This window comes from Pseudomonas sp. ASL4 (assembly GCF_056680395.1).
The window spans coordinates 6,807,210-6,824,457 of the sequence record NZ_CM155280.1; the positions used below are offsets into that span (position 1 = coordinate 6,807,210).

Here is a 17,248-nt window from a genome sequence, read left to right on the forward strand (position 1 = left end):
TAGCCTCTAACGATTAAAGCGCTGCGGCCAACCAGCTTGGGGCCGTGGGCCGATGTTCACTGAATGGGAAGAACGAAGCTTGCGGCCAATCCCGAAGCGCGCGCCGCCAAGTCTGTAATTCGGCGTACTGATCGCTGGTCAACGTCGTACCTCCCCCGTCCTCCAGCTCATCACGGTCGCGAGCCACCAGGCTGTCCGTGGTCGAAAGTTGTTTCTCACGCCAGAAGCGTTCGACGTTCGCCGCTTCTTCCGGGGCAAGGGGCGGTGTGTCGACAAGAACGGGATAACCGTTATCGGCCCGTACGGAAATCATCTTCGCGGTGACGGCCAATTCCTGAAGAAGGGACACCCAGTACGCTCGGGGGATTTCTATAACATCCGCAGGAATATCCGACGTATTGATCCCGGGTACATACACACCACAGGTACTGGCACTAAACAAAACATTGAACTCGTTCATTCAATAACCCTTGGCAAAATAATAGACGCCCCATCCGGCCGCAGACGCACCGTTCATGTCTCGCACTCTCAAGCGGCAACCCGTTTTGGAGGCGCTGCCACCGTAAAGGATGACCGCGGCGCCTTCACTACCCACATGGTTGGCAACAATGGAAGAAAACGCCGTTGGAAACGCAATGAGAAACGTCACATATATCTCACCATTGGCATCTGTCGTACCGTAGCCCCATTGATCAATGTTGCCGCTGGGGTATTTCTGGTAACCGGGAGTGCCCACAACGCCGGAGAACGAAGAGGCATATTTAAGACTGGCTGTACCGTAAACTGTCCAGATACCTGACTCCCGGACAAAGTTTGCACTTTCACCCGTGTTCATCACCATTGAGCTGAGGTAGGCACCCTGGGGGCTAATCTGTGAGCCCGTTTTACTGGCGACTGTAACGGCAGCACTGTTGCGGCAATGCAGGCTGATGGTGGCGCCATTTGCTACCGTCGAGGCATCCGGCAGCGTCACCGTATAAGCCGCGTTACCGCCCAGCCCAATCGCATACCCCACATCCGCGACGGTCAACTGAGTCGCGGCAGATATTCCACGCGCATTCGCGTAATTACCCAACGCCCGTTGAACAAACTCAGTGGTGGCCGCTGATCGCCCCGCATCAAACTGCGGCGCAGTCAAAAATAGCGCCGGGCTGCGCAGTGCAGCGAGCAATTGATTGTTGGAGGTTTCGTCAGGTGTTAAACCTGCCGCCTGGACGACGCCCAGGATTTCCTGTGTAACACCGTTCCCCCACGTCGCAGGAATCAACGAACCCGGCGTTCCGGAAAGCGGGTTTTCATCCACAAACCTGCCATTGACAAGTCCGACACTAGGGACGTTTTTTGGATAATCCATAATTTCATTCCTTTACCTGGAAAATTCTTTAGCGATGCCGACAGTGCACCCGAAACAGGCGCTATCAGCGGCATCCGTTCACTCGGCAGTCATCCAGGCAGGCTTTTTCGGTCGAGAGCGTTTGGCGGGGAATTTCTTCGCTTGAGGCCACTTGCGCAGTGCCTGTAGATAAACAAGCAGGGCCTGATAATCAGCGTCGGAAAGTGTGGTGGACTTCATCAGTTCCAACTCATCCCGATGCCGATCACGTAGCCAGACCACACGATCAAACTCTTTATCGCGCCAAGCCTTAGCCTCCTGCAAAAGTTGTTCATCCGAGAGCGGCGCAAGCTCAACCAACACCGGCAGGCCTTGATCGTCATGGGATCTATCTGTGCCCGCTTTTGGATTAGCGATCACCGTTTCATAACGCTGATCGTCAATTTCAACGGCGTCTTCGGGAAGATGGGTGTGATAACCCGCCAGGTAGGTATTGCCGGTGCGGCGACTATAAAATCGCTTCATTTCAGTTACCCACGCTCAAGACACAGACCCAGCCATTACCACCAGAATTGCTCATGACCTGAACTTGACTGGCGTCAAAGTAAGTCACCAGAGGCGGAGTGGTGATATCAACGAACGGAGCGTTCCCCGAGTGCGAGTAACTTGCCCATGCACCCCGGCATTGGTTTTTAAAACCCAGCGGCCAAGGCTTGGATACATAACCGCCATTGACGTTGATAGTGACCTGCGTCCACTGAATCATGAAGCCGCCCAGCCAGGCTGGAAACACGATGTATCCGTTCTCCGCAAAACTGTAAGAGACGCCCAGACAGAGTTTTTTCGGCGTCACGATCGTGGCGTCATCAGCCGCGGAATTGACCTGGGCCTGCGTGGCAATGCGTGCCCAACCGAACAATGACTCTGTCGCTTGAACCACTTTCTTTTCGATTGCCTGAAATACCCGCAGCGGAGTCATCAATCGACTGTTGCTTGCACCTGCTTCGGCCTCATCCTTGCTCGCGAAAGAGTCGGTCTTATTCTTCTCGACAATCGCTGCAATCGCTGTCCTGAGCTGAGTACTATCACCTTCTTCAGGTACTAGGCCGGCGGCGGTAATCGCATTCACAATTTCATCGGTGACGCTGTTGCCCCAACTCGCCGGAATCAACGACCCCGGCGTCCCCATCAACGGGTTTTCATCAACAAACGTCCCATTCACCAACCCGGCACTGGGCACACTTTTCGGATAATCCATCCCCCTACTCCCTAGTCATAATTAATGTGCACCTTGGTATGCGCCGGGGCGCTGCGGTGGATCAGGCACTCCAGCGCCGAGCCCGGGTTGACGCCGAAGCGTTCGCCCCAGTAACTCGCGCCGAAACGCCGACCCAGCAGCAAGCGGCCGCCGGTGTTGAGCGTCCACATGAACTGCGCTTCCCAGGTGCCCCAGTGCGCCGCACCGAAACGCGAGCGGCCCATGCGCGGGGCTTCGAGTTCGGTGATGGTGGCGTTCGGGTAGCCCTGGGTTCTGGCGATCTCGAGGTAGTAGCCAACCGCTTGGCTGCCGACCGCCAGCAAGCGGCGGCGCACGGCCAGGCGACGGTCATCGAACAGCGGCGTGGCGCCCAGACAGGGGTCAGGCAAGTTCATTACCCGCTCCCAATCCGGCACCAACTCACTGACGCCGGCCGGGTCCATCTCGTTGAGCAGATCGGCGGCGCGGGCGTCGAGTCGGGCCAGTTCCAGGGCAATGCCTTCGAGGACCTCCTCCAGTTCCGGCACCTGTTCCGGGTCCCACGCCGGGCCGCTCGGCAGCAGGCTGCGCAGTTGCCCGTGGTATTGCGCGGCGGTTCTTATGCCCCCCATACGCAACCTCCGAAGGTCAGCAGTTCGCTTTTGTTGGCCGGTACATCGGCCAGGGGTGACTTGAGCGTGTGATCGTATTCACCGCTGGCGCTGCTGATCGCCTCGCGGATATGACTGATCAGCAACGCAACGCCCAGATCAGCTTCACGGTTATGCAGATCACGCAGCTGCGCTTCTACCGCCGCGCGCACCGCCGTGGTGTCCGGGTTCACGCTGAGGCTATAGACCACCGGCACCTGAATCGGCCGCTGCACATGCACCTCGGCGGTGACCGGGCGCAGCGGCTCGATGTAGGCCTGAACCTGCGCCAGTTGCTCGTCGTTAGGCACCGGTTGCGGATCGTCGTCACGCATGATGAACACACTGACCGTACCCGGCCCCAACAGGCCGCCACGGCACCACGCACGAGTGACGCCGGGGCATTCCAGCGCCCAGGTTTCATAGTCCTGCGCCGAACCGCCGTGGGGGATGACCCGATAGGAACGGATCACCCGCGAGCGCAGCGACTCGAGACTTTCGCGCGCCACGCCGCCGCTGAGTCCCGGCGCCAGCACGATGAAGCTGCTGCCGACGATGCCGGCAATCGGTTGCACCGGCGTCAAAGCCAATCCGGCATCGGCATTGCCCAGGCTGCCGGCGTCAAGCGCGGCGATGGTGGTGCTGTTGAGGCCGTTGCTGGTAGTGCGCGCGGCGGTGACTTTGTAGGTGCGACCGTCGCTCGATTGCAGCAGCGTGTCGACGTCCAGCACCGCGCCAGCGCTGGCGGTGAAGCTGACGCTACCGCTGGCCGTTTGGGCGACTTTGCGCGGCTGGTTCAGACGCAGTGCGGCGATCCGTTCCAGGGTCGATTCGTCGGCCTTGTCCGGGAGGATCTGCTCGGCGATCCAGTCCAGGTAGCCATACAGGCCATAGGCGGCACCACCGAGGGTTCGGGCCAGCACTTGCGCATCGGACTGGCGCAGCGAATCGCTGGCCAGGTCGCTTTGGGTGCGTTTGATCAGCACCGGCAGCGAAGGGGTTTCAAACGGCATAGATCACCTGCCAACTGTTATCGGGGTTGATGTCCAGGCGCTCGCCGTCGGCCAGGGTCAGGACCGTGCGCAGGTTCAGGCGCTGGGCGTCGAGGCGTTCGCTGATGATGTCGATGGCGCTGCAATGGCCGTCATCGATCAGCCATTGCAGGGCCTCGCGGGCATAAAACTCGGCGTCCATCTGGGTTTGCCGGGTCAACTTGACCCGGCGCAGCAGCCACAGTCGCGAGCCGATGCGGTCGTCGGCCACGGAGGGGAAAGTGTCGCCCCACCAGCCGAAACGTTCCTCGTCATCGAGGGCATCGTCATCGGCGGCACGGCGCCAGGTGAACAGGCTGATCAGCACCGATCGGGTCAGTGCTGCGTGGAGGTTCTGGCTGATGAACATTACTGACCTCCCGCCGGCACGCCGGTCTGGCCACTGCCTGCCTGGACGCCGACGTGCACGTGTTTGATCTGGCTGATGCCGCCCGCGACCTGGTCGCCCTGGGAAACGATCTTGCCGGTCTGGGTCAGGGTCGGTGTGTCGATATTCACGGCGGTGCTGGCGCGAATGTTTAGCGTGGCGGTCTGGATGTCGATGATCCGCCCACGCTTGAAGTGAATCCTGTCGCCTTCGTCGGTGTAAATCGCCACTTCGCCGGCGGCCAGGGACTGGAGGCGATAGCGGCGGTCGGCGACCACCAGGACGATGGCGTGGGAGCGATCACCGCCCAGAAAAGTGGCGATACCCTCGGCGCCGGCCAGCGGATTGCTGGTGAAACCGTAGGGCTCGAAGTGTTCCATGTCGTCGTTCACTTCGCCGGCGGTAAGGCGCATTTGCAGCGATTGCAGCTTGGATGCCGAGTTGGCGAGCACGACAGTGCCGCGCGCCAGGAGGCGTGTCAGTAGGCTCATTGGGTTTCCTTTAAATCAGGACCGACGCAGACCACTGTGGGAGCGGGCTTGCTCGCGAAGGCGGCGGGTCAGGCGACTACAGTGTTGAATGCTCAACCGCTTTCGCGAGCAAGCCCGCTCCCACAGTTGATCGGCGTTGTTCGCAGCATTGGCATACGCAGGAGATCCCGTGTGGGAGCGAGCTTGCTCGCGAAGGCGGCGGGTCAGGCGACTACAGTGTTGAATGCTCAACCGCTATCGCGAGCAAGCTCGCTCCCACAGGGTTAGGCGCTGTTCGCAGCATTGGCATCCCATATGCCTTGAGGGTTGGGGTCGGGCTCAGGTTTCCTTCGGGGGTTCGGGGTTGGCGTCGAAGGTGTGCGGCGGGGCGACGTGCAGGGTGGTAACCGAGCCTTGCGCCGACAGCGAATACGTCACTTTGGAGATCAGCATGTCGTCATCAAAACCGAGCACCGGATCCTTGACCCGCACCAATGTGTTGTGACGCCACAAATCACCGTTGGATTGCCGCCAGCCCTGCACCTGATAAGTGGTGCTCAGCGCCCGGCCCATCCGGGTGGCACTTTCCCAGTTGGCCCGTTGCTGCGCCAGTTCGAACGTCAGCTGCGTGCCTTCATTGATCACCGTGGTGCGCCGACGCTTGAAGCTCAGATCCGTCGCCACCGATTCAATTTCGCTGACCGCTGCCCCGCTCTTGGTGTCTGTCCCTTTGTGCTGACCGATCACCCGATATTCAGAGAACACCTGGCTGTAATCCATCGGCGCGTTGGCCGACAGAATATTCTTGCCCAGCTCCAGCGCATCGCTGGCCCGGCCACTGCTGCCTGGCTTGGCCAGCACCAGCCGCCCCTGGGCGTCGTCGGTGGAAAACACCCGGAACAACGACAGCAAGCGGTCGATGGATTGAAACACCGTTTCCCCCGGCACAATCGTGTGACTGCTGAGCCGGGCGGTCTCGGGAATTTCGCTGACCACGTACAGGCCGTAGTTCATCGCCAGCGCTTCGACGATGCTCAACAACGACTGGCCGTGCCACTGATTCGGACGATTGGTCGCGGCGCAATTCACCAGATCCTGAGTGTTAGAACTGCCTTCGATGCTCAGGCTGATCTGCCGCCCGTCATAGCTGATCGGGGCCTTGAATACGTAACCGGTGAGCACCAGATCCTTGCCGATCCGCACTTCGCAGGCGTCGCCGGGCTTGATCCGCTGATCCACGGTCTGCCCCGGCCATTGCCAGGTGATGTTGAGTTTGAACGTACGGAACTGACGCTCCAGATCCGCGCTGATTTCCACGCTTTTCCAGCCGCCGTATTCCATCCCGCCGACCGTCAGCGTGACGCGGTTGTCCATCTCGTTCATGACTCACTCCCCGGAGACTTTCACTGCGTTCGGCAAGAACCCCGGATGGGCAATACCGTTGCTCTGGGTCACTTCATCGACCCGGGTTGCATCGGCAAATTGCTTGTAGGCCACGACCAGCGCCGGAAGGCTGTCCTGGAAAGACTTGTTGACCTGGCGCACACCGGACGAAGCCACGGCTTTGAGGTGCGCGATCAACGCCTGCTTCACATCGTCGATGGCTTGGTAATGCGCGGGACCGGCCTTGTCCAGCATCGGGTTGATCGCTGCGGCCAGTGCCTTTTGCAGCACTTGCAGATCGTTGATGACCGGCACTTCGTTACGAACGACCGGTTGCGTCGCCTGTTGCTCCAGTGACGGTGTCGACGGTGTCTTCACCGGTTTGGTGGCCACCGGCATCGACGCGACAAATTGCGCCACTTTGACCAACAGCGTGTCCTGCACCAGATCGGCCACGGCTTGCGCGGCGGCGGTGGTGTCCTTGCCGGTGGTGAGCTTCGGCGCATCGGCCTTGCGGATGTCTTCGAGTTGTTGGGAGACGTCGGCAATCAAGCCACGATAGCCCTCCTTCGCGAAGTCCTTGAGCGACTTGATATCGCCCAGCAAGCCTTTGAATTCCGCCGCTACTTCCTTGGGCAACTCCTTGACCGCTTTGACCAGATCGGTGATCTGCCGGTACTGCTCGATCAGCGGTTTGAGCTGTTCCTTGATCACGCCATACACCTCGGTGAGGCTGTTGCGCAGATTGGCGATGCCGATCCGCGCCGCCTTGATCAGGGTCATCGCCTGTTCAAAGCGCGCCACCGCCGAACCCAGCAACGTATCGGCTTTGGCCAACAGGACTTTTTGTGTGCTGACGGTCGCGGTCGGGAACGGTAGCGGCTGATCGGGGTAGAACTTCAGGGCGAAGGTCACCAACCCGCCGTCCTGGCGGGTGTGGGTCATGTCGCACTCGCCGACCTTGACCTGCAACCGCCCCAGCCACGGATGCACCAGTTCACCACTGCCCTGCTCCAGGGCCTTGAGCAGCTTGTCGCGCTGCTCCAGGCAATCGGGGCCGACAATGAACGCCGTCAGATCATGGGTCTTGGCCTGCTGGCCCAGGTCTTCGAAAAACGGCAGGTCGCGTTGCGGATATTCGTGCAACTGACCTTTACGACCCACCGGGGTTTTCGCCTGGTCGATCCAGAAACCGACACCGCGAAAGGATGCCGGCAACAAGCGGTCACGCCAGTTCATTGGAACCTCCTGCAGAGAGCGAGCGATAGCCGATGCGCGAAGAGAGCGCCAGCCCCGGTTGATTGGTTTGCGGTTGATCGGTGCGCAGGCCGGCCGGCGCATTTTCGAAGCGCACGGTCAGGCCGCCCTCGAGTTGCGTACGGTTGTTCGCGGCACTTTGCTGGATCAGCGCACTGGAGTTTTGAGTCAGGGAGCCGGCCTGCAATGCACCGTTCGCCGCCGGCGTCGGGCTCGCACCAAAGAACGCCGGCGCCAGTTCACCTTTGCCTTCGGCATTGGTCTGACGCTGTGCTTCGGTCAGGCCTTCGACTTTGCCGGTGACCTTCGCCACCAGCCCGGCGAAGCCGCCGTCGAAAAGCTCCTTGATCGGTGCGATCACGGTTTGCAGCTTCTGCCACAGCTCGCCGAACCACTCGGTGATCGGTCCCCAGTTCTTGATGATCTGCCCAAGCGGTGTCCACTCGAACATGCCATGCAGAAACGCCAGCACCGGTGCGGCCAGCGCTTGCAACACGCCCCACAGCGCCGAAAACACTTCACTGATCGGCTGCCAGTTGGCCGCAATTTGCGTCATCGGCGACCACTCGAACACGCCGCTGAAGAAATCCTTGACCACTTGCGCAGAGGCTTGCAGAGCGGCCCACAGCGGATCGAAGAACGCACTGATGGCGCCCCAGTTGTTGATGATCATCCCAAGCGGCGAGTAGTCGAACAGCGTGCCGAAGAAATCCTTGATGACCTGGGCCGCCGGCTGAAGGGTCGTCCAGGTCGAACTGAAGAAACCAGTGATGGCGCCCCAGTTGTTGATGATCATGCCCAACGGCGTCCAGTCGAACAGGCCTTTGAGGAAATCAATCACCGGCACCGTCAGGGCCTTGAGCAATTCCCAGATCGCCGAGAACAGACCGGTCAACCCGGCCCAGTTGTCGATGATCATCCCGTAAGGTGTCCAGGAAAAAGCCGTTTTCAGGTAGTCCACCACCGTCGAGGTCACGGCTTCGATGCCCTCCCAGATACTGGAAAAGAACCCGGTAATCGGCCCCCAATTGGCGATCATCATGCCCAGCGGCGTCCAGCTGAACACCTTGCCGAGCACCGCCATCGTGCTCGCGGCGACATTTTTGATGCCGCCCCAAAGGTTGACGAAGAACGCAGAAATCGGCGTCCAGTTGGCAATGATCAAACCGGCGGCCAGGGCAACACCCATGGCAATCAGCATGATCGGATTGACCTTGAGCACCGAGCTCATCAGATCAAAAACCTGGGTCGCCCCGGTGACCGCCGTTTGCATTGCCGAGAACGCGATGGCGGCAGTCGCCAGCGTCTCGACCAGTTTCGGATTGTCGGCAACCAGGCGCCCTACCCCCGTCAACAATGGCTCCAGCCCCACCACCAACGCGCCAACAGCAGGGGCCAATGCCGCGTCAATGGAGGCGGAAACCTTGCTCATCGAATCGCTGAAGACATTCATCGATTGCGCAGCGCTTTGGGGAGCATTCGGCATATCGACGCCTTTTGCAGCCTCACCGACCTCGGCCAGCTTGCCCTTGAACGCGTCGGACGCCTTGATCCCGTCCACGAACGGCGTGATCACACTACCGCCCTTGAACAGACCGCTGATATCCAGTTTGCCGAGGCCGGCCCGTTCAAGGTTGTTTTTGAAGCTGTCGACCTTCGAAACGAGGGCTTTGAGCTTGGGTGACAGTTCATCGATGCCGGTCAACAGCACCGATTTTTTTATCGTGTTTTCGTCTGCCATCACTGCACCTGCTGCATCGCATTGATCCGTTGCGCGTGCTCCAGCGATTCGCGGAGCACATCCAGTGGCCTGGCCATCATCTGTTCGGGGTCAACCTTCCAGAACCAGGCCAGGTCATAGGCGACTGCGATCAGGTCGGTGATGGCTCCGACGCCGCACTCATGAAAAAACTCGCGACAGCCCAGCTCAATGCGTTGAGGTCAGCCAGGTCCAACTGGTTGACCGACGACGGCGGAATACCGGCGCAGACCGCGATGTATTTGGCCGCGACGTCCATGTCGAGGCTGACCTCTTCGCTCTTGTCGATCTTGTACGGCAGCGCCTTGATTGCCCGTACCTCCTGCACCGTCGGACGGCGCAGGTTGAGTTCGGTCAACGGCTCGCCGTGAGCTTCGATCGCAACCTGAAGCTTCACGGCGCCGCTCATTGCCAGGTCCCCTTGATGCCTTCGAACTTCAGTTCGATGGTGGCGTCATCGCCTTTGGAAACCGGCTCTTCGATCAGATAGGCGCCAGCCAGCACGTAGACTTTGCCGTTGCTGAATTCGCAGGTGACGGTCATGTCGGTGCCAGCAATCAGTTGCTTGAGCGGGAAGTCCGCGGTGTGCAGCGCCGTCACTTTGAACGACGGTGCGACGTCGGTTTCCTTGTAGAAACCCGGTACGACGGTTTCGCGTTTGGTGGACATCAGTGGGGCTTCGCAGCCGCCATTGATGGTCAGTTGAGCGCCGTCCACTTTGACGTAGCAGGTGCCCGCAATCAGTTGACCCATGGTGTTTCTCCCTTCAAATAAAAAGCCCACACGGGGTGGGCTGAAATCACATACTCAAACGCGGTTATTAAGCGGCGTCGTCGTACTGCAGGCGGAATTGGTTGAGCAGTGCGAACACGCGCAGACCGTTGATGTAATCCGGCGGGAACAGCACGTTGACCCGGCTCGGGTCCTGCACGTCGCGCTCGACAATCAGGTGCTCGGCGAACAGCTCGGCGTTTTCCACGTGGCCTTCCAGTTCGAGCTTGGCGTACTGGGCAATCAGTTCACCGCGAATGGTGCTCGGGGTGACGATGGGCTGGCCGGCGCCGAAACGGGTGCCGTCGGAAGCCAGTTTGTGGCGACCGTATTTGCTGGTGATCACGCTTTGCAGGCGACGTACGATAAACGCCGACTGGTGCATGGTTTCGCTATCCAGATAGGAGTTGTCGGCTTGGCCGTAAGCGTTCTTCTGATAGGTGGTGATCGAGCGTTGAATGCGCACGTAGCCACCTTCGTAGTACGCGGTGGCGATGCCGTAGTTGAGCAGCGACTGACGCTCGCTCAGGGTGAAACGTTCGCTGGCCGGCGCCGGGTCGAGACCTGGCAGGCTGCCGCTTTGCGTCGGACGGCTGGCGTCGGCGGAGATGAACACTGAAGTGCGTGCAGCCAGTGCCGCAGCCTGAACCCAGAACGGTTGTGGAACGCCCGGCTCCAGCGCCTGAATGGTCATGTGCTGATCGTTGCGCACCTGGCCTGCAGCAACCAAGGTACCGATGGTGCCGCGCTTGGCGCTGTAGACGTGACCGAACAATTGCTTGGCCCAGGACCAACGACCGGTGCTGTCATCCATGACGGCTTGCCAGGTGTTGAGGGTCGACAGGTCCGAGAACGGCATGCAGATGAACTCGAACGGCTCATCGCCCAGCGCTGCCACGGCATCCACTTGATCCGGCACACCGACGCCGCCGGTCATGGCAGTGACGGCGGAGGTCAGGCCGACCGGGGTTTCTTCGCCATTGCTCTTACCCAGGCGATTGAATTGCAGGCTGATGTCGTTGCCGCTGTCGCCGGTCCATTTGGCGCTCAGGGTCACGACGCCTTCGACCGCAACAGCGGACACCGGCAGGTCGGCCGACGCATTGATTTTCAGCGCCAGCGCGGTGGCCGCTTGAGCCGCAGTGAAACCGCTGACGATGGCCGCTTGAACGCGAACGCCGCCGACGTACAGGTTGAGCACACCGCTTTGAGTCGCTGCGCCGGTCAGGGTCACCACACCTTTGGCAATGCTGCCGGTGGTGTTGTGCAGCGGCAGGCACCAGATCTCGCCGATAGGGTCAGTCTTGCGCCAGGTTTCGTACATCGAGGCCAGCATCGAACCTTGGCCGCCAATGCTTTTGGCCAGCGCGACGCTGGACACCAGCACCAGTTTGCCGACATCGGCCGGTGCGATGTTGTCGTTGACCTGAGCGACGATCAAACGACGCATGGCCGACGACGCGCTATTGGCTGCCGAATTGTCCATCTCGGCGTAGAACAGCGGAACACGAATGTCCGCGGGGATGTTGCTGAATCCGATCGCCATTATTTGGCTCCCTGTGGTTTTGCCGCTTTCACGGCTTTGGTAGTGATATCGCCATCGGCCAAACGTCGACGCCACCAGGCGTTGTCCGGCACTTCACGGCCCTCGAGGGGCAACAGATCGCCCGCTTCCGGGTCCGGCACGACACGGCCTGGGGCCGGCAGCACGGTGATGCGTTCGCTCATGGGGTTACATCTCCAGAGAAAGTCAGTTCCAGGCGCCCGTCGGGCCCTGGGCGTTTCAGATTGGGGTCGGCCGGATCGATCGCATCGACCCGCACGGTGACCCCGGTAAAGGACGACAAACCGTCCAGTTCACGCTCGTGCCAACTCTCTGCGGGCTGCCCCGGCAGATTGCGGCCAAGCTGAAATTCGGTGAAAAAGCGCAAGCGGTACAACGCGCGGCTGCTGCTGATGGAAAGCAGTTCGCCGCTTTCGTATTCGATGGCGTCGTAGCCCGCACCAGGCTTGAAACCCACCAGTGCGCGCCACAGTTCGGCACGCAGGTCGTGCAACAGATCCAGCGCTTTTGTAGCGTCGGTGGTGTCGAGCACCAGGGTCACTTCGAAGCGGTCGCGAATCGGCTGCAGGGCCAGGTTTTGCGCCAGGCTTTTGCTCGCCACATCGCTGATGGGGACGACGTAGGCGCAGGGGGTGGTGAGCGGGGTGTTGGTTTGCAAAGTGGCGAGGTCGATGCCGGCGGCGATTCGATTGGCCAGGGTTGGGCATTGCTCACGCAACTGCGTGAGGATCGGAGTGATCTTCATGGAGGTGCTCCAGAGTTTTATGGAAGGCACTGCTCGTGTAGGAGCTGAGCTTGCTTGCGAAAGCGGTGGGTCAGTCGACTGTGATGTTGAATGTGCAGCCGTCTTCGCGAGCAGGCCCGCTCCCACAGGGGGTCTGCGTGTTGGCTCTCATCCGGATCAGGCAAAGGCCTCAGCGTCAGGGTCGAGGCACGTCGCGTCGATCATGCAGCGATAGCTGTTGGCGCGATCGCCGCTGGCGGTGACTTTGTCGATCGACCAGCGACCGCGCATGAAGTCCGGCCAGGTGTCGTCCAGGAGAACAAGGCCTTCAGCCGAGAAGTCAGGGTTGCCCGGGCAACTGATTTTTACCTTGAGCTTTTCACGGGCCATTTTGCGTACTTCACCTTCGCCGACCGCTTGCGCTTCTTCCGCATTCTGGCAGCTCAGGCGCACGGTCTTGAACGGCGCGAGCCCGGTTTCAACCACCTGCAGCAAACCGGCTGCGGCGTCCCACCAGTTGATCTTGCAACCTTGGGTCTTGGCCTTGGCGCTGTCATCAAGGGTCGCGGTGATAAACCCATGGTCGCCAGGCCGATTGTTGCGGGTGACCGACAGTCGCACGTCCGCCAACACCTTGCCCGACAACGATTTGAGTTGACCCGGCAGGGCCAGCACATACAGCTCATTAAAGGGTTTGGCGATGGCGCCGTACCTGGTCGCCAAGCGTGTGATGAAGCCCATGTCGGTTTCATTCGACTGGTCGATATGCACGATCTTTTTCAGTGACAATGACGGGTCCACCCTCGGCGAAAAACCGTATTTGGATGTCAGTTCGCGAAACAGTGCGCCGAGGGTCGTCGGGCCATGACTGGCCGAGCGACGCTGCTGGAATCCGCTCTCGTCCGCCGCACTGAACGGTGCGGAGGTCGCCACCAGCGACACGCGAAACGGGAACAGCGTCGGCGTACGTCGGGTCACCAGGAACTGGCCTTTATCCACCAGCCCGGATTCCAGATACCCCACGCACAAACCGACTTTTCCGCCCAGGCTCGGCAACCCTTCAAGGCCTTCCAGATCGAGTACCAGGGTCAGTTGATCGGACTCGATCCCGGCGGCATCGATGTGCTCCCAACTGATCAGGCGCTGATTGATCAGGGTCGCATTGGCCCCGTAGATTTCTATCGCTGGCGTGAACCCGATTGCCATGTAGCCTCCTTAATCCCAAGCCGTTACCGGCGTTTTCGCTGCGGGTCTGGATTCAAGTTCCGGCAACACCACCCAGACACCCGCGGGCAGTACCGGGCCTTGCTCGGCCAGTGTGGGGTTGAGGCGCCACAGCGCCTCTTCGGCCGCGTCGTCACAACGCTCGATTTCGCGGTAGAGCAACAGATTCACCGAGTCACCGGTGATGGTTCGTACCTTACGCATTGACGTATTCCCCCAAGGAAATCGACCAACTGATCAACATCGCCGTGCCGTCATCGATCACATCGCTTTGGGTTTCCGTCACATCGTCGACCCGCCACAAACCCCAGTTGCGACCAATGCCATCAACCAACGGCAGCGGTACGCGCAGCGCTTGTAAGGCGCGTAACTCATCGAGCCGGTCCATGGCCACCGCATACATCGCCTTGCCTGTGATCGTCATGGTTTGCAGGCCCTGACCGGTCTGGCTGGACTTGGGCTTGCTGGTCAAAATATCCACCTTCACCCAGCCACCGTCCGACTTGCGCACCAGACCGCCGTAGGCGAAGTTGCTCGACAAGCCAAAAATGAACGTGCCGAGTGCCATTTGCTGCCTCATCAAGCCACCCCGTCGGTCAGGGCCGTGTCACGTCGCACGGCGAGTTGATTGGTCGTTGTTATCATTCCGAACTGGTTGGAAATGTGTTGCACCACCAGGTTGGCCAGTTCAGTGGTATTGGGTGAGTCCTGGGCGTTGATGTAGATGTTGGCGTTAACCGTGTTTTGCTGATTGTTCGTCTGGGCGTTGGTCAGGTCTTTGCTGACCTGGTCCGGTGACAAGAGGCGATCAGCCCCGGTGTAAATAGACTCACCCAGCGCTTCACCGCCCTTGCTGCCGAAGTAGGAACCGACCAGGCCACCCACCAAGGCACCCACTGCAGTGCCCAGGACTGGAACGGGAATGAAGCTGCCAATCAACGCGCCGGTAGCAGCGCCGGCATAACCTCCGGCCGCTCCGCCAATGCCCGATCCGACAGCGCCGGCAGCGGCTTTGTAATCGCCGGCCATCAGTGCCTTGACCCCGTTATAACCCGCATTGGCCAGCGCCAGAGGCCCACCTAACCGGCCTGTGAAAGTCTTGGCCCTCGTCATGCTGGTGACCAGTCGGTTACGTACCGTAGGACGCGGAGATTTGGTCTCAGCGGCCCCGGGTTGTTTCGGGTTACCACCCTTTTCTTGCGTACCGTCGTTGGCTTTTTTCTTGTCCTGAGCACCGCCCTCATCACCTCCCGGCGGCTGAATGGCAGCGTCCGGTTTGAAAAGCTCTGTGGCGGTGGTGGACACAACCGACGCCAGCTTGTTCAGGATGGGCCCGCGCAACGGAGTCGAGGCCGCAACACCGAGCAAGGTCAATGCAGCCGTGACTTTCGGCAAGGTTTCAACCACAGAACTCACGCCGCTGACCACCATGTCGGCGCTGAGCATCGCGAGGTCAGTAAATGGCGCCACTGCGGTTTCGACCGCAGTATCAAGTCGGGTCAAACTCGCATCCAGCGCATTCCAGCGCCCTTGCGAGGTGTTCCCTCGGGCTTCGGCAGTTTGCGCCATCGAACCCTTGTTACCGTCACCCTTGTCGGCCGCTACCGCCAAAGCCGTCTTCAGATCCTGGGGCGACTTCAGCAATTTGCCGATGCCCTCGTCGCCCTCAAACAGCGTCTTGATCAACGAAGTCTGTTGCTCGGCCGGCTTGCTCTTCAGGGCCGCCAGCACATCGCTGATCGCCCCCGGTGCGTCCGTGCGAATTCTGCTGGAGAGGTCTTCCGGTTTGATATCAAGTTGCGTCCAGGCGGCTCGCTGCTCTGGCGTGGCCTTGTCACCCTTGCCGAGCGCAGTGCCGAAGTTTTTCAACGAGGCGCCGGCTTCTTCCTTGCCCAAGGAAGCGCTGAGCAGGGCAGCTGCGATGGCCGCCGCTTGCTCAGGCGCGATGCCGGCGGCCAAACCTGGCTCGCCGCCGCGCAATACGACCGAACCAATATCTGCCGCTGACGCTTTCAAATCGAGAGTGGCACCGAGGCGGTTAGCCGCATCGCCCAAGTCGAGACTTTTCGCTCGATCAAGGTGCAACGAAGTGCGCCAGCCAGTCATGAGCGCGCCGGCTTCCTTGATATCGATCTTGTACGCCGAGGCCATGACGGCGCTGTCGCGTGCGAGATCCGTCAGCGTCTGCTTTCGGTCCTGCGGTTGGACGTCCTTGAGGACCCGAGAATCAACCGCCGCCTGTTGCACCTGCAACAGTTGCACCGCTGTTGCGCCGCTGGGGGCGGTGCGTTTTTCACCCGCTATCTTCTGGGTGTCATTGGCCAGCTCCTGAAGCGGATCAGGGGCCAGCTGCAATTTCTGATTCAGGTCGACGAGGGCCGACTGCACCGCCATTGCAGCCTTCAATTCCTCTGGCGGCGCACGCTGGTCAACTTCAGCCTTGAGCTTTGACTTTGCCTCACTGGCTGGTGCCGGCGCCGATGCATTCGCCTTGAGCAACGACTGCTGCGACGACAGTGCTCCGTTCAACGACGCCAGGATTTCACGGAGCTTGCCTTGCTCCACCACCAACAGGCGGATATCGAGGCTGGCCGTGGTCAGTGCCTGGTTCAGCCCCGACAACGGGTCCTCGAAACCGACAAGCCCCGGCGTTTCAGATGCGCTGCCGAGTTGCGGCAGCTCGATGCGATTGATGTCCGCACCGTGCAGCGAATAGTCACTCTCTGCCATCGCGCTCTACTCCTGTTTCACGCCAAGGCGAGTGATCGCGATGTCGTAGCGGCGTAATGCCTTGCCGGCGTCCCATTCCAGAATTTCCGCTTCACTTACCGGGTAAATGAGCGGGACGACATCGAGGATTACTTCGATGTCGCGCTCCGAAAGAAGTCCGCCGGTTTGTTTAAAAAATCGTCGATGCGTACCTGAAGCTGTGTCCAGTCGGGCACGGTCAGCAGGTCCAGATCGGGCAGCATCAGCCCGGTGCAATGGGCGGTGATGAACTCGGCGCGTTCCTTGGCGGTTTTCAGTTTCTTCATCGCTTTGGTGGCGCGCAGTACCGGCATTTCCAGGGTCAGCGAGGTTGTGCTGCGGCCCGCTGCGTTGAGTGGTTGCAGCAGTTGCACTTGATCGGGGTCTGCCGATGGGTCGCCTTGCTCGTCCTGCTCCAGAAAGTACGAAGCCGGACGGGTCGACATCTCGTGCACGTACTGGGCGATGCTCACGTAGTCCGGGCGTTTGAGTTGGTCGAGTTCCTTGACCGACAGGCCGGTGGCCAATTTCGCCAGTTCGAAGAACTGATCGTCCTCATCATCGCCGGCACGGACCAGGGCCTCTTTCTGCGCGGCGTAAAACAAGGGTTTAAGCTGAATCTGTTCGATCTGCGACTGGTTGTCGGCGGTGATCGGCGACAGCAAGACGTGAACAGGAGGCGTCCAGGACATGAATGAATTCCTTGGTG

21 protein-coding genes are annotated in these 17,248 nt (G+C 60.2%); all 21 read right to left on the bottom strand.

Features of this window, described 5'->3' with window-relative positions:
- Positions 1-13 precede the first annotated feature (13 nt).
- The gene (locus AC1MEW_RS31185) at positions 14-460 is read right to left on the bottom strand and encodes a tail fiber assembly protein (protein WP_201256035.1); all 447 of its coding nucleotides are present in this window, start codon (positions 458-460) and stop codon (positions 14-16) included.
- Positions 461-1,354, bottom strand: coding sequence for a gp53-like domain-containing protein (locus AC1MEW_RS31190; RefSeq protein WP_480424755.1), 894 nt, complete (start codon positions 1,352-1,354; stop codon positions 461-463).
- A gap of 78 nt (positions 1,355-1,432) precedes the next feature.
- A complete protein-coding gene (locus AC1MEW_RS31195; protein WP_201256037.1) occupies positions 1,433-1,858 on the bottom strand; it encodes a phage tail assembly chaperone in 426 nt (141 codons plus the stop codon).
- A gap of 1 nt (position 1,859) precedes the next feature.
- Complete coding sequence (locus AC1MEW_RS31200) at positions 1,860-2,591, bottom strand: hypothetical protein (protein ID WP_480424756.1); 732 nt, start codon at positions 2,589-2,591, stop codon at positions 1,860-1,862.
- Positions 2,592-2,602: 11 nt separating this feature from the next.
- Positions 2,603-3,202, bottom strand: coding sequence for a YmfQ family protein (locus tag AC1MEW_RS31205; protein ID WP_480424757.1), 600 nt, complete (start codon positions 3,200-3,202; stop codon positions 2,603-2,605).
- Complete coding sequence (locus AC1MEW_RS31210) at positions 3,190-4,233, bottom strand: baseplate J/gp47 family protein (protein WP_480424759.1); 1,044 nt, start codon at positions 4,231-4,233, stop codon at positions 3,190-3,192. The genes AC1MEW_RS31205 and AC1MEW_RS31210 overlap by 13 nt, the downstream gene beginning before the upstream one ends.
- Entirely contained in the window at positions 4,223-4,621 is a 399-nt protein-coding gene (locus tag AC1MEW_RS31215) for a phage GP46 family protein (protein WP_201201153.1), read from the bottom strand. Before AC1MEW_RS31215 ends, AC1MEW_RS31210 begins: the two co-directional genes overlap by 11 nt.
- The gene (locus AC1MEW_RS31220) at positions 4,621-5,130 is read right to left on the bottom strand and encodes a phage baseplate assembly protein V (RefSeq protein WP_201201151.1); all 510 of its coding nucleotides are present in this window, start codon (positions 5,128-5,130) and stop codon (positions 4,621-4,623) included. The genes AC1MEW_RS31215 and AC1MEW_RS31220 overlap by 1 nt, the downstream gene beginning before the upstream one ends.
- Before the next feature lie 318 nt (positions 5,131-5,448).
- A complete protein-coding gene (locus AC1MEW_RS31225) occupies positions 5,449-6,492 on the bottom strand; it encodes a phage baseplate assembly protein (protein WP_480424760.1) in 1,044 nt (347 codons plus the stop codon).
- 3 nt (positions 6,493-6,495) lie between these two features.
- A complete protein-coding gene (locus tag AC1MEW_RS31230) occupies positions 6,496-7,731 on the bottom strand; it encodes a DNA circularization protein (RefSeq protein WP_201256042.1) in 1,236 nt (411 codons plus the stop codon).
- Positions 7,718-9,490, bottom strand: coding sequence for a phage tail protein (locus AC1MEW_RS31235; protein ID WP_480424761.1), 1,773 nt, complete (start codon positions 9,488-9,490; stop codon positions 7,718-7,720). The genes AC1MEW_RS31230 and AC1MEW_RS31235 overlap by 14 nt, the downstream gene beginning before the upstream one ends.
- Before the next feature lie 130 nt (positions 9,491-9,620).
- Positions 9,621-9,917: a phage tail assembly protein gene (locus AC1MEW_RS31240; RefSeq protein WP_054047093.1), complete on the bottom strand. Its 297-nt coding sequence runs from the start codon at positions 9,915-9,917 to the stop codon at positions 9,621-9,623.
- Positions 9,914-10,261 carry a phage tail tube protein gene (locus tag AC1MEW_RS31245; RefSeq protein ID WP_201195460.1) on the bottom strand — a complete coding sequence of 116 codons (348 nt, stop codon included), beginning with the start codon at positions 10,259-10,261 and terminating at the stop codon, positions 9,914-9,916. The genes AC1MEW_RS31240 and AC1MEW_RS31245 overlap by 4 nt, the downstream gene beginning before the upstream one ends.
- A 67-nt stretch (positions 10,262-10,328) precedes the next feature.
- On the bottom strand, positions 10,329-11,825 hold the full coding sequence (locus tag AC1MEW_RS31250) for a phage tail sheath subtilisin-like domain-containing protein (RefSeq protein ID WP_480424762.1): 1,497 nt from the start codon (positions 11,823-11,825) through the stop codon (positions 10,329-10,331).
- Positions 11,825-12,007 carry a DUF2635 domain-containing protein gene (locus AC1MEW_RS31255; RefSeq protein ID WP_201201140.1) on the bottom strand — a complete coding sequence of 61 codons (183 nt, stop codon included), beginning with the start codon at positions 12,005-12,007 and terminating at the stop codon, positions 11,825-11,827. The genes AC1MEW_RS31250 and AC1MEW_RS31255 overlap by 1 nt, the downstream gene beginning before the upstream one ends.
- Positions 12,004-12,588, bottom strand: a complete 585-nt coding sequence (locus AC1MEW_RS31260) for a phage tail terminator protein (RefSeq protein WP_322270688.1) — start codon at positions 12,586-12,588, stop codon at positions 12,004-12,006. Before AC1MEW_RS31260 ends, AC1MEW_RS31255 begins: the two co-directional genes overlap by 4 nt.
- 156 nt (positions 12,589-12,744) lie before the next feature.
- Positions 12,745-13,773: a phage late control D family protein gene (locus AC1MEW_RS31265; RefSeq protein WP_480424763.1), complete on the bottom strand. Its 1,029-nt coding sequence runs from the start codon at positions 13,771-13,773 to the stop codon at positions 12,745-12,747.
- A 9-nt stretch (positions 13,774-13,782) separates the two neighbouring features.
- A complete protein-coding gene (locus AC1MEW_RS31270; protein WP_480424765.1) occupies positions 13,783-13,995 on the bottom strand; it encodes a tail protein X in 213 nt (70 codons plus the stop codon).
- The gene (locus tag AC1MEW_RS31275; protein ID WP_480424767.1) at positions 13,988-14,371 is read right to left on the bottom strand and encodes a phage tail protein; all 384 of its coding nucleotides are present in this window, start codon (positions 14,369-14,371) and stop codon (positions 13,988-13,990) included. Before AC1MEW_RS31275 ends, AC1MEW_RS31270 begins: the two co-directional genes overlap by 8 nt.
- On the bottom strand, positions 14,371-16,521 hold the full coding sequence (locus tag AC1MEW_RS31280; RefSeq protein ID WP_322270684.1) for a phage tail tape measure protein: 2,151 nt from the start codon (positions 16,519-16,521) through the stop codon (positions 14,371-14,373). The genes AC1MEW_RS31275 and AC1MEW_RS31280 overlap by 1 nt, the downstream gene beginning before the upstream one ends.
- 128 nt (positions 16,522-16,649) lie before the next feature.
- Positions 16,650-17,231, bottom strand: coding sequence for a phage tail assembly protein (locus AC1MEW_RS31285; RefSeq protein ID WP_322270683.1), 582 nt, complete (start codon positions 17,229-17,231; stop codon positions 16,650-16,652).
- Between the last annotated feature and the right edge of the window lie 17 nt (positions 17,232-17,248).

Excerpts from the sequence above, each read along its gene's own strand:
- AC1MEW_RS31185 (WP_201256035.1), bottom strand. The coding sequence starts at position 460 with ATGAACGAGTTCAATGTTTTGTTTAGTGCCAGTACCTGTGGTGTGTAT.
- AC1MEW_RS31190 (WP_480424755.1), bottom strand. The coding sequence starts at position 1,354 with ATGGATTATCCAAAAAACGTCCCTAGTGTCGGACTTGTCAATGGCAGG.
- AC1MEW_RS31195 (WP_201256037.1), bottom strand. The coding sequence starts at position 1,858 with ATGAAGCGATTTTATAGTCGCCGCACCGGCAATACCTACCTGGCGGGT.
- AC1MEW_RS31200 (WP_480424756.1), bottom strand. The coding sequence starts at position 2,591 with ATGGATTATCCGAAAAGTGTGCCCAGTGCCGGGTTGGTGAATGGGACG.
- AC1MEW_RS31205 (WP_480424757.1), bottom strand. The coding sequence starts at position 3,202 with ATGGGGGGCATAAGAACCGCCGCGCAATACCACGGGCAACTGCGCAGC.
- AC1MEW_RS31210 (WP_480424759.1), bottom strand. The coding sequence starts at position 4,233 with ATGCCGTTTGAAACCCCTTCGCTGCCGGTGCTGATCAAACGCACCCAA.
- AC1MEW_RS31215 (WP_201201153.1), bottom strand. The coding sequence starts at position 4,621 with ATGTTCATCAGCCAGAACCTCCACGCAGCACTGACCCGATCGGTGCTG.
- AC1MEW_RS31220 (WP_201201151.1), bottom strand. The coding sequence starts at position 5,130 with ATGAGCCTACTGACACGCCTCCTGGCGCGCGGCACTGTCGTGCTCGCC.
- AC1MEW_RS31225 (WP_480424760.1), bottom strand. The coding sequence starts at position 6,492 with ATGAACGAGATGGACAACCGCGTCACGCTGACGGTCGGCGGGATGGAA.
- AC1MEW_RS31230 (WP_201256042.1), bottom strand. The coding sequence starts at position 7,731 with ATGAACTGGCGTGACCGCTTGTTGCCGGCATCCTTTCGCGGTGTCGGT.
- AC1MEW_RS31235 (WP_480424761.1), bottom strand. The coding sequence starts at position 9,490 with ATGGCAGACGAAAACACGATAAAAAAATCGGTGCTGTTGACCGGCATC.
- AC1MEW_RS31240 (WP_054047093.1), bottom strand. The coding sequence starts at position 9,917 with ATGAGCGGCGCCGTGAAGCTTCAGGTTGCGATCGAAGCTCACGGCGAG.
- AC1MEW_RS31245 (WP_201195460.1), bottom strand. The coding sequence starts at position 10,261 with ATGGGTCAACTGATTGCGGGCACCTGCTACGTCAAAGTGGACGGCGCT.
- AC1MEW_RS31250 (WP_480424762.1), bottom strand. The coding sequence starts at position 11,825 with ATGGCGATCGGATTCAGCAACATCCCCGCGGACATTCGTGTTCCGCTG.
- AC1MEW_RS31255 (WP_201201140.1), bottom strand. The coding sequence starts at position 12,007 with ATGAGCGAACGCATCACCGTGCTGCCGGCCCCAGGCCGTGTCGTGCCG.
- AC1MEW_RS31260 (WP_322270688.1), bottom strand. The coding sequence starts at position 12,588 with ATGAAGATCACTCCGATCCTCACGCAGTTGCGTGAGCAATGCCCAACC.
- AC1MEW_RS31265 (WP_480424763.1), bottom strand. The coding sequence starts at position 13,773 with ATGGCAATCGGGTTCACGCCAGCGATAGAAATCTACGGGGCCAATGCG.
- AC1MEW_RS31270 (WP_480424765.1), bottom strand. The coding sequence starts at position 13,995 with ATGCGTAAGGTACGAACCATCACCGGTGACTCGGTGAATCTGTTGCTC.
- AC1MEW_RS31275 (WP_480424767.1), bottom strand. The coding sequence starts at position 14,371 with ATGAGGCAGCAAATGGCACTCGGCACGTTCATTTTTGGCTTGTCGAGC.
- AC1MEW_RS31280 (WP_322270684.1), bottom strand. The coding sequence starts at position 16,521 with ATGGCAGAGAGTGACTATTCGCTGCACGGTGCGGACATCAATCGCATC.
- AC1MEW_RS31285 (WP_322270683.1), bottom strand. The coding sequence starts at position 17,231 with ATGTCCTGGACGCCTCCTGTTCACGTCTTGCTGTCGCCGATCACCGCC.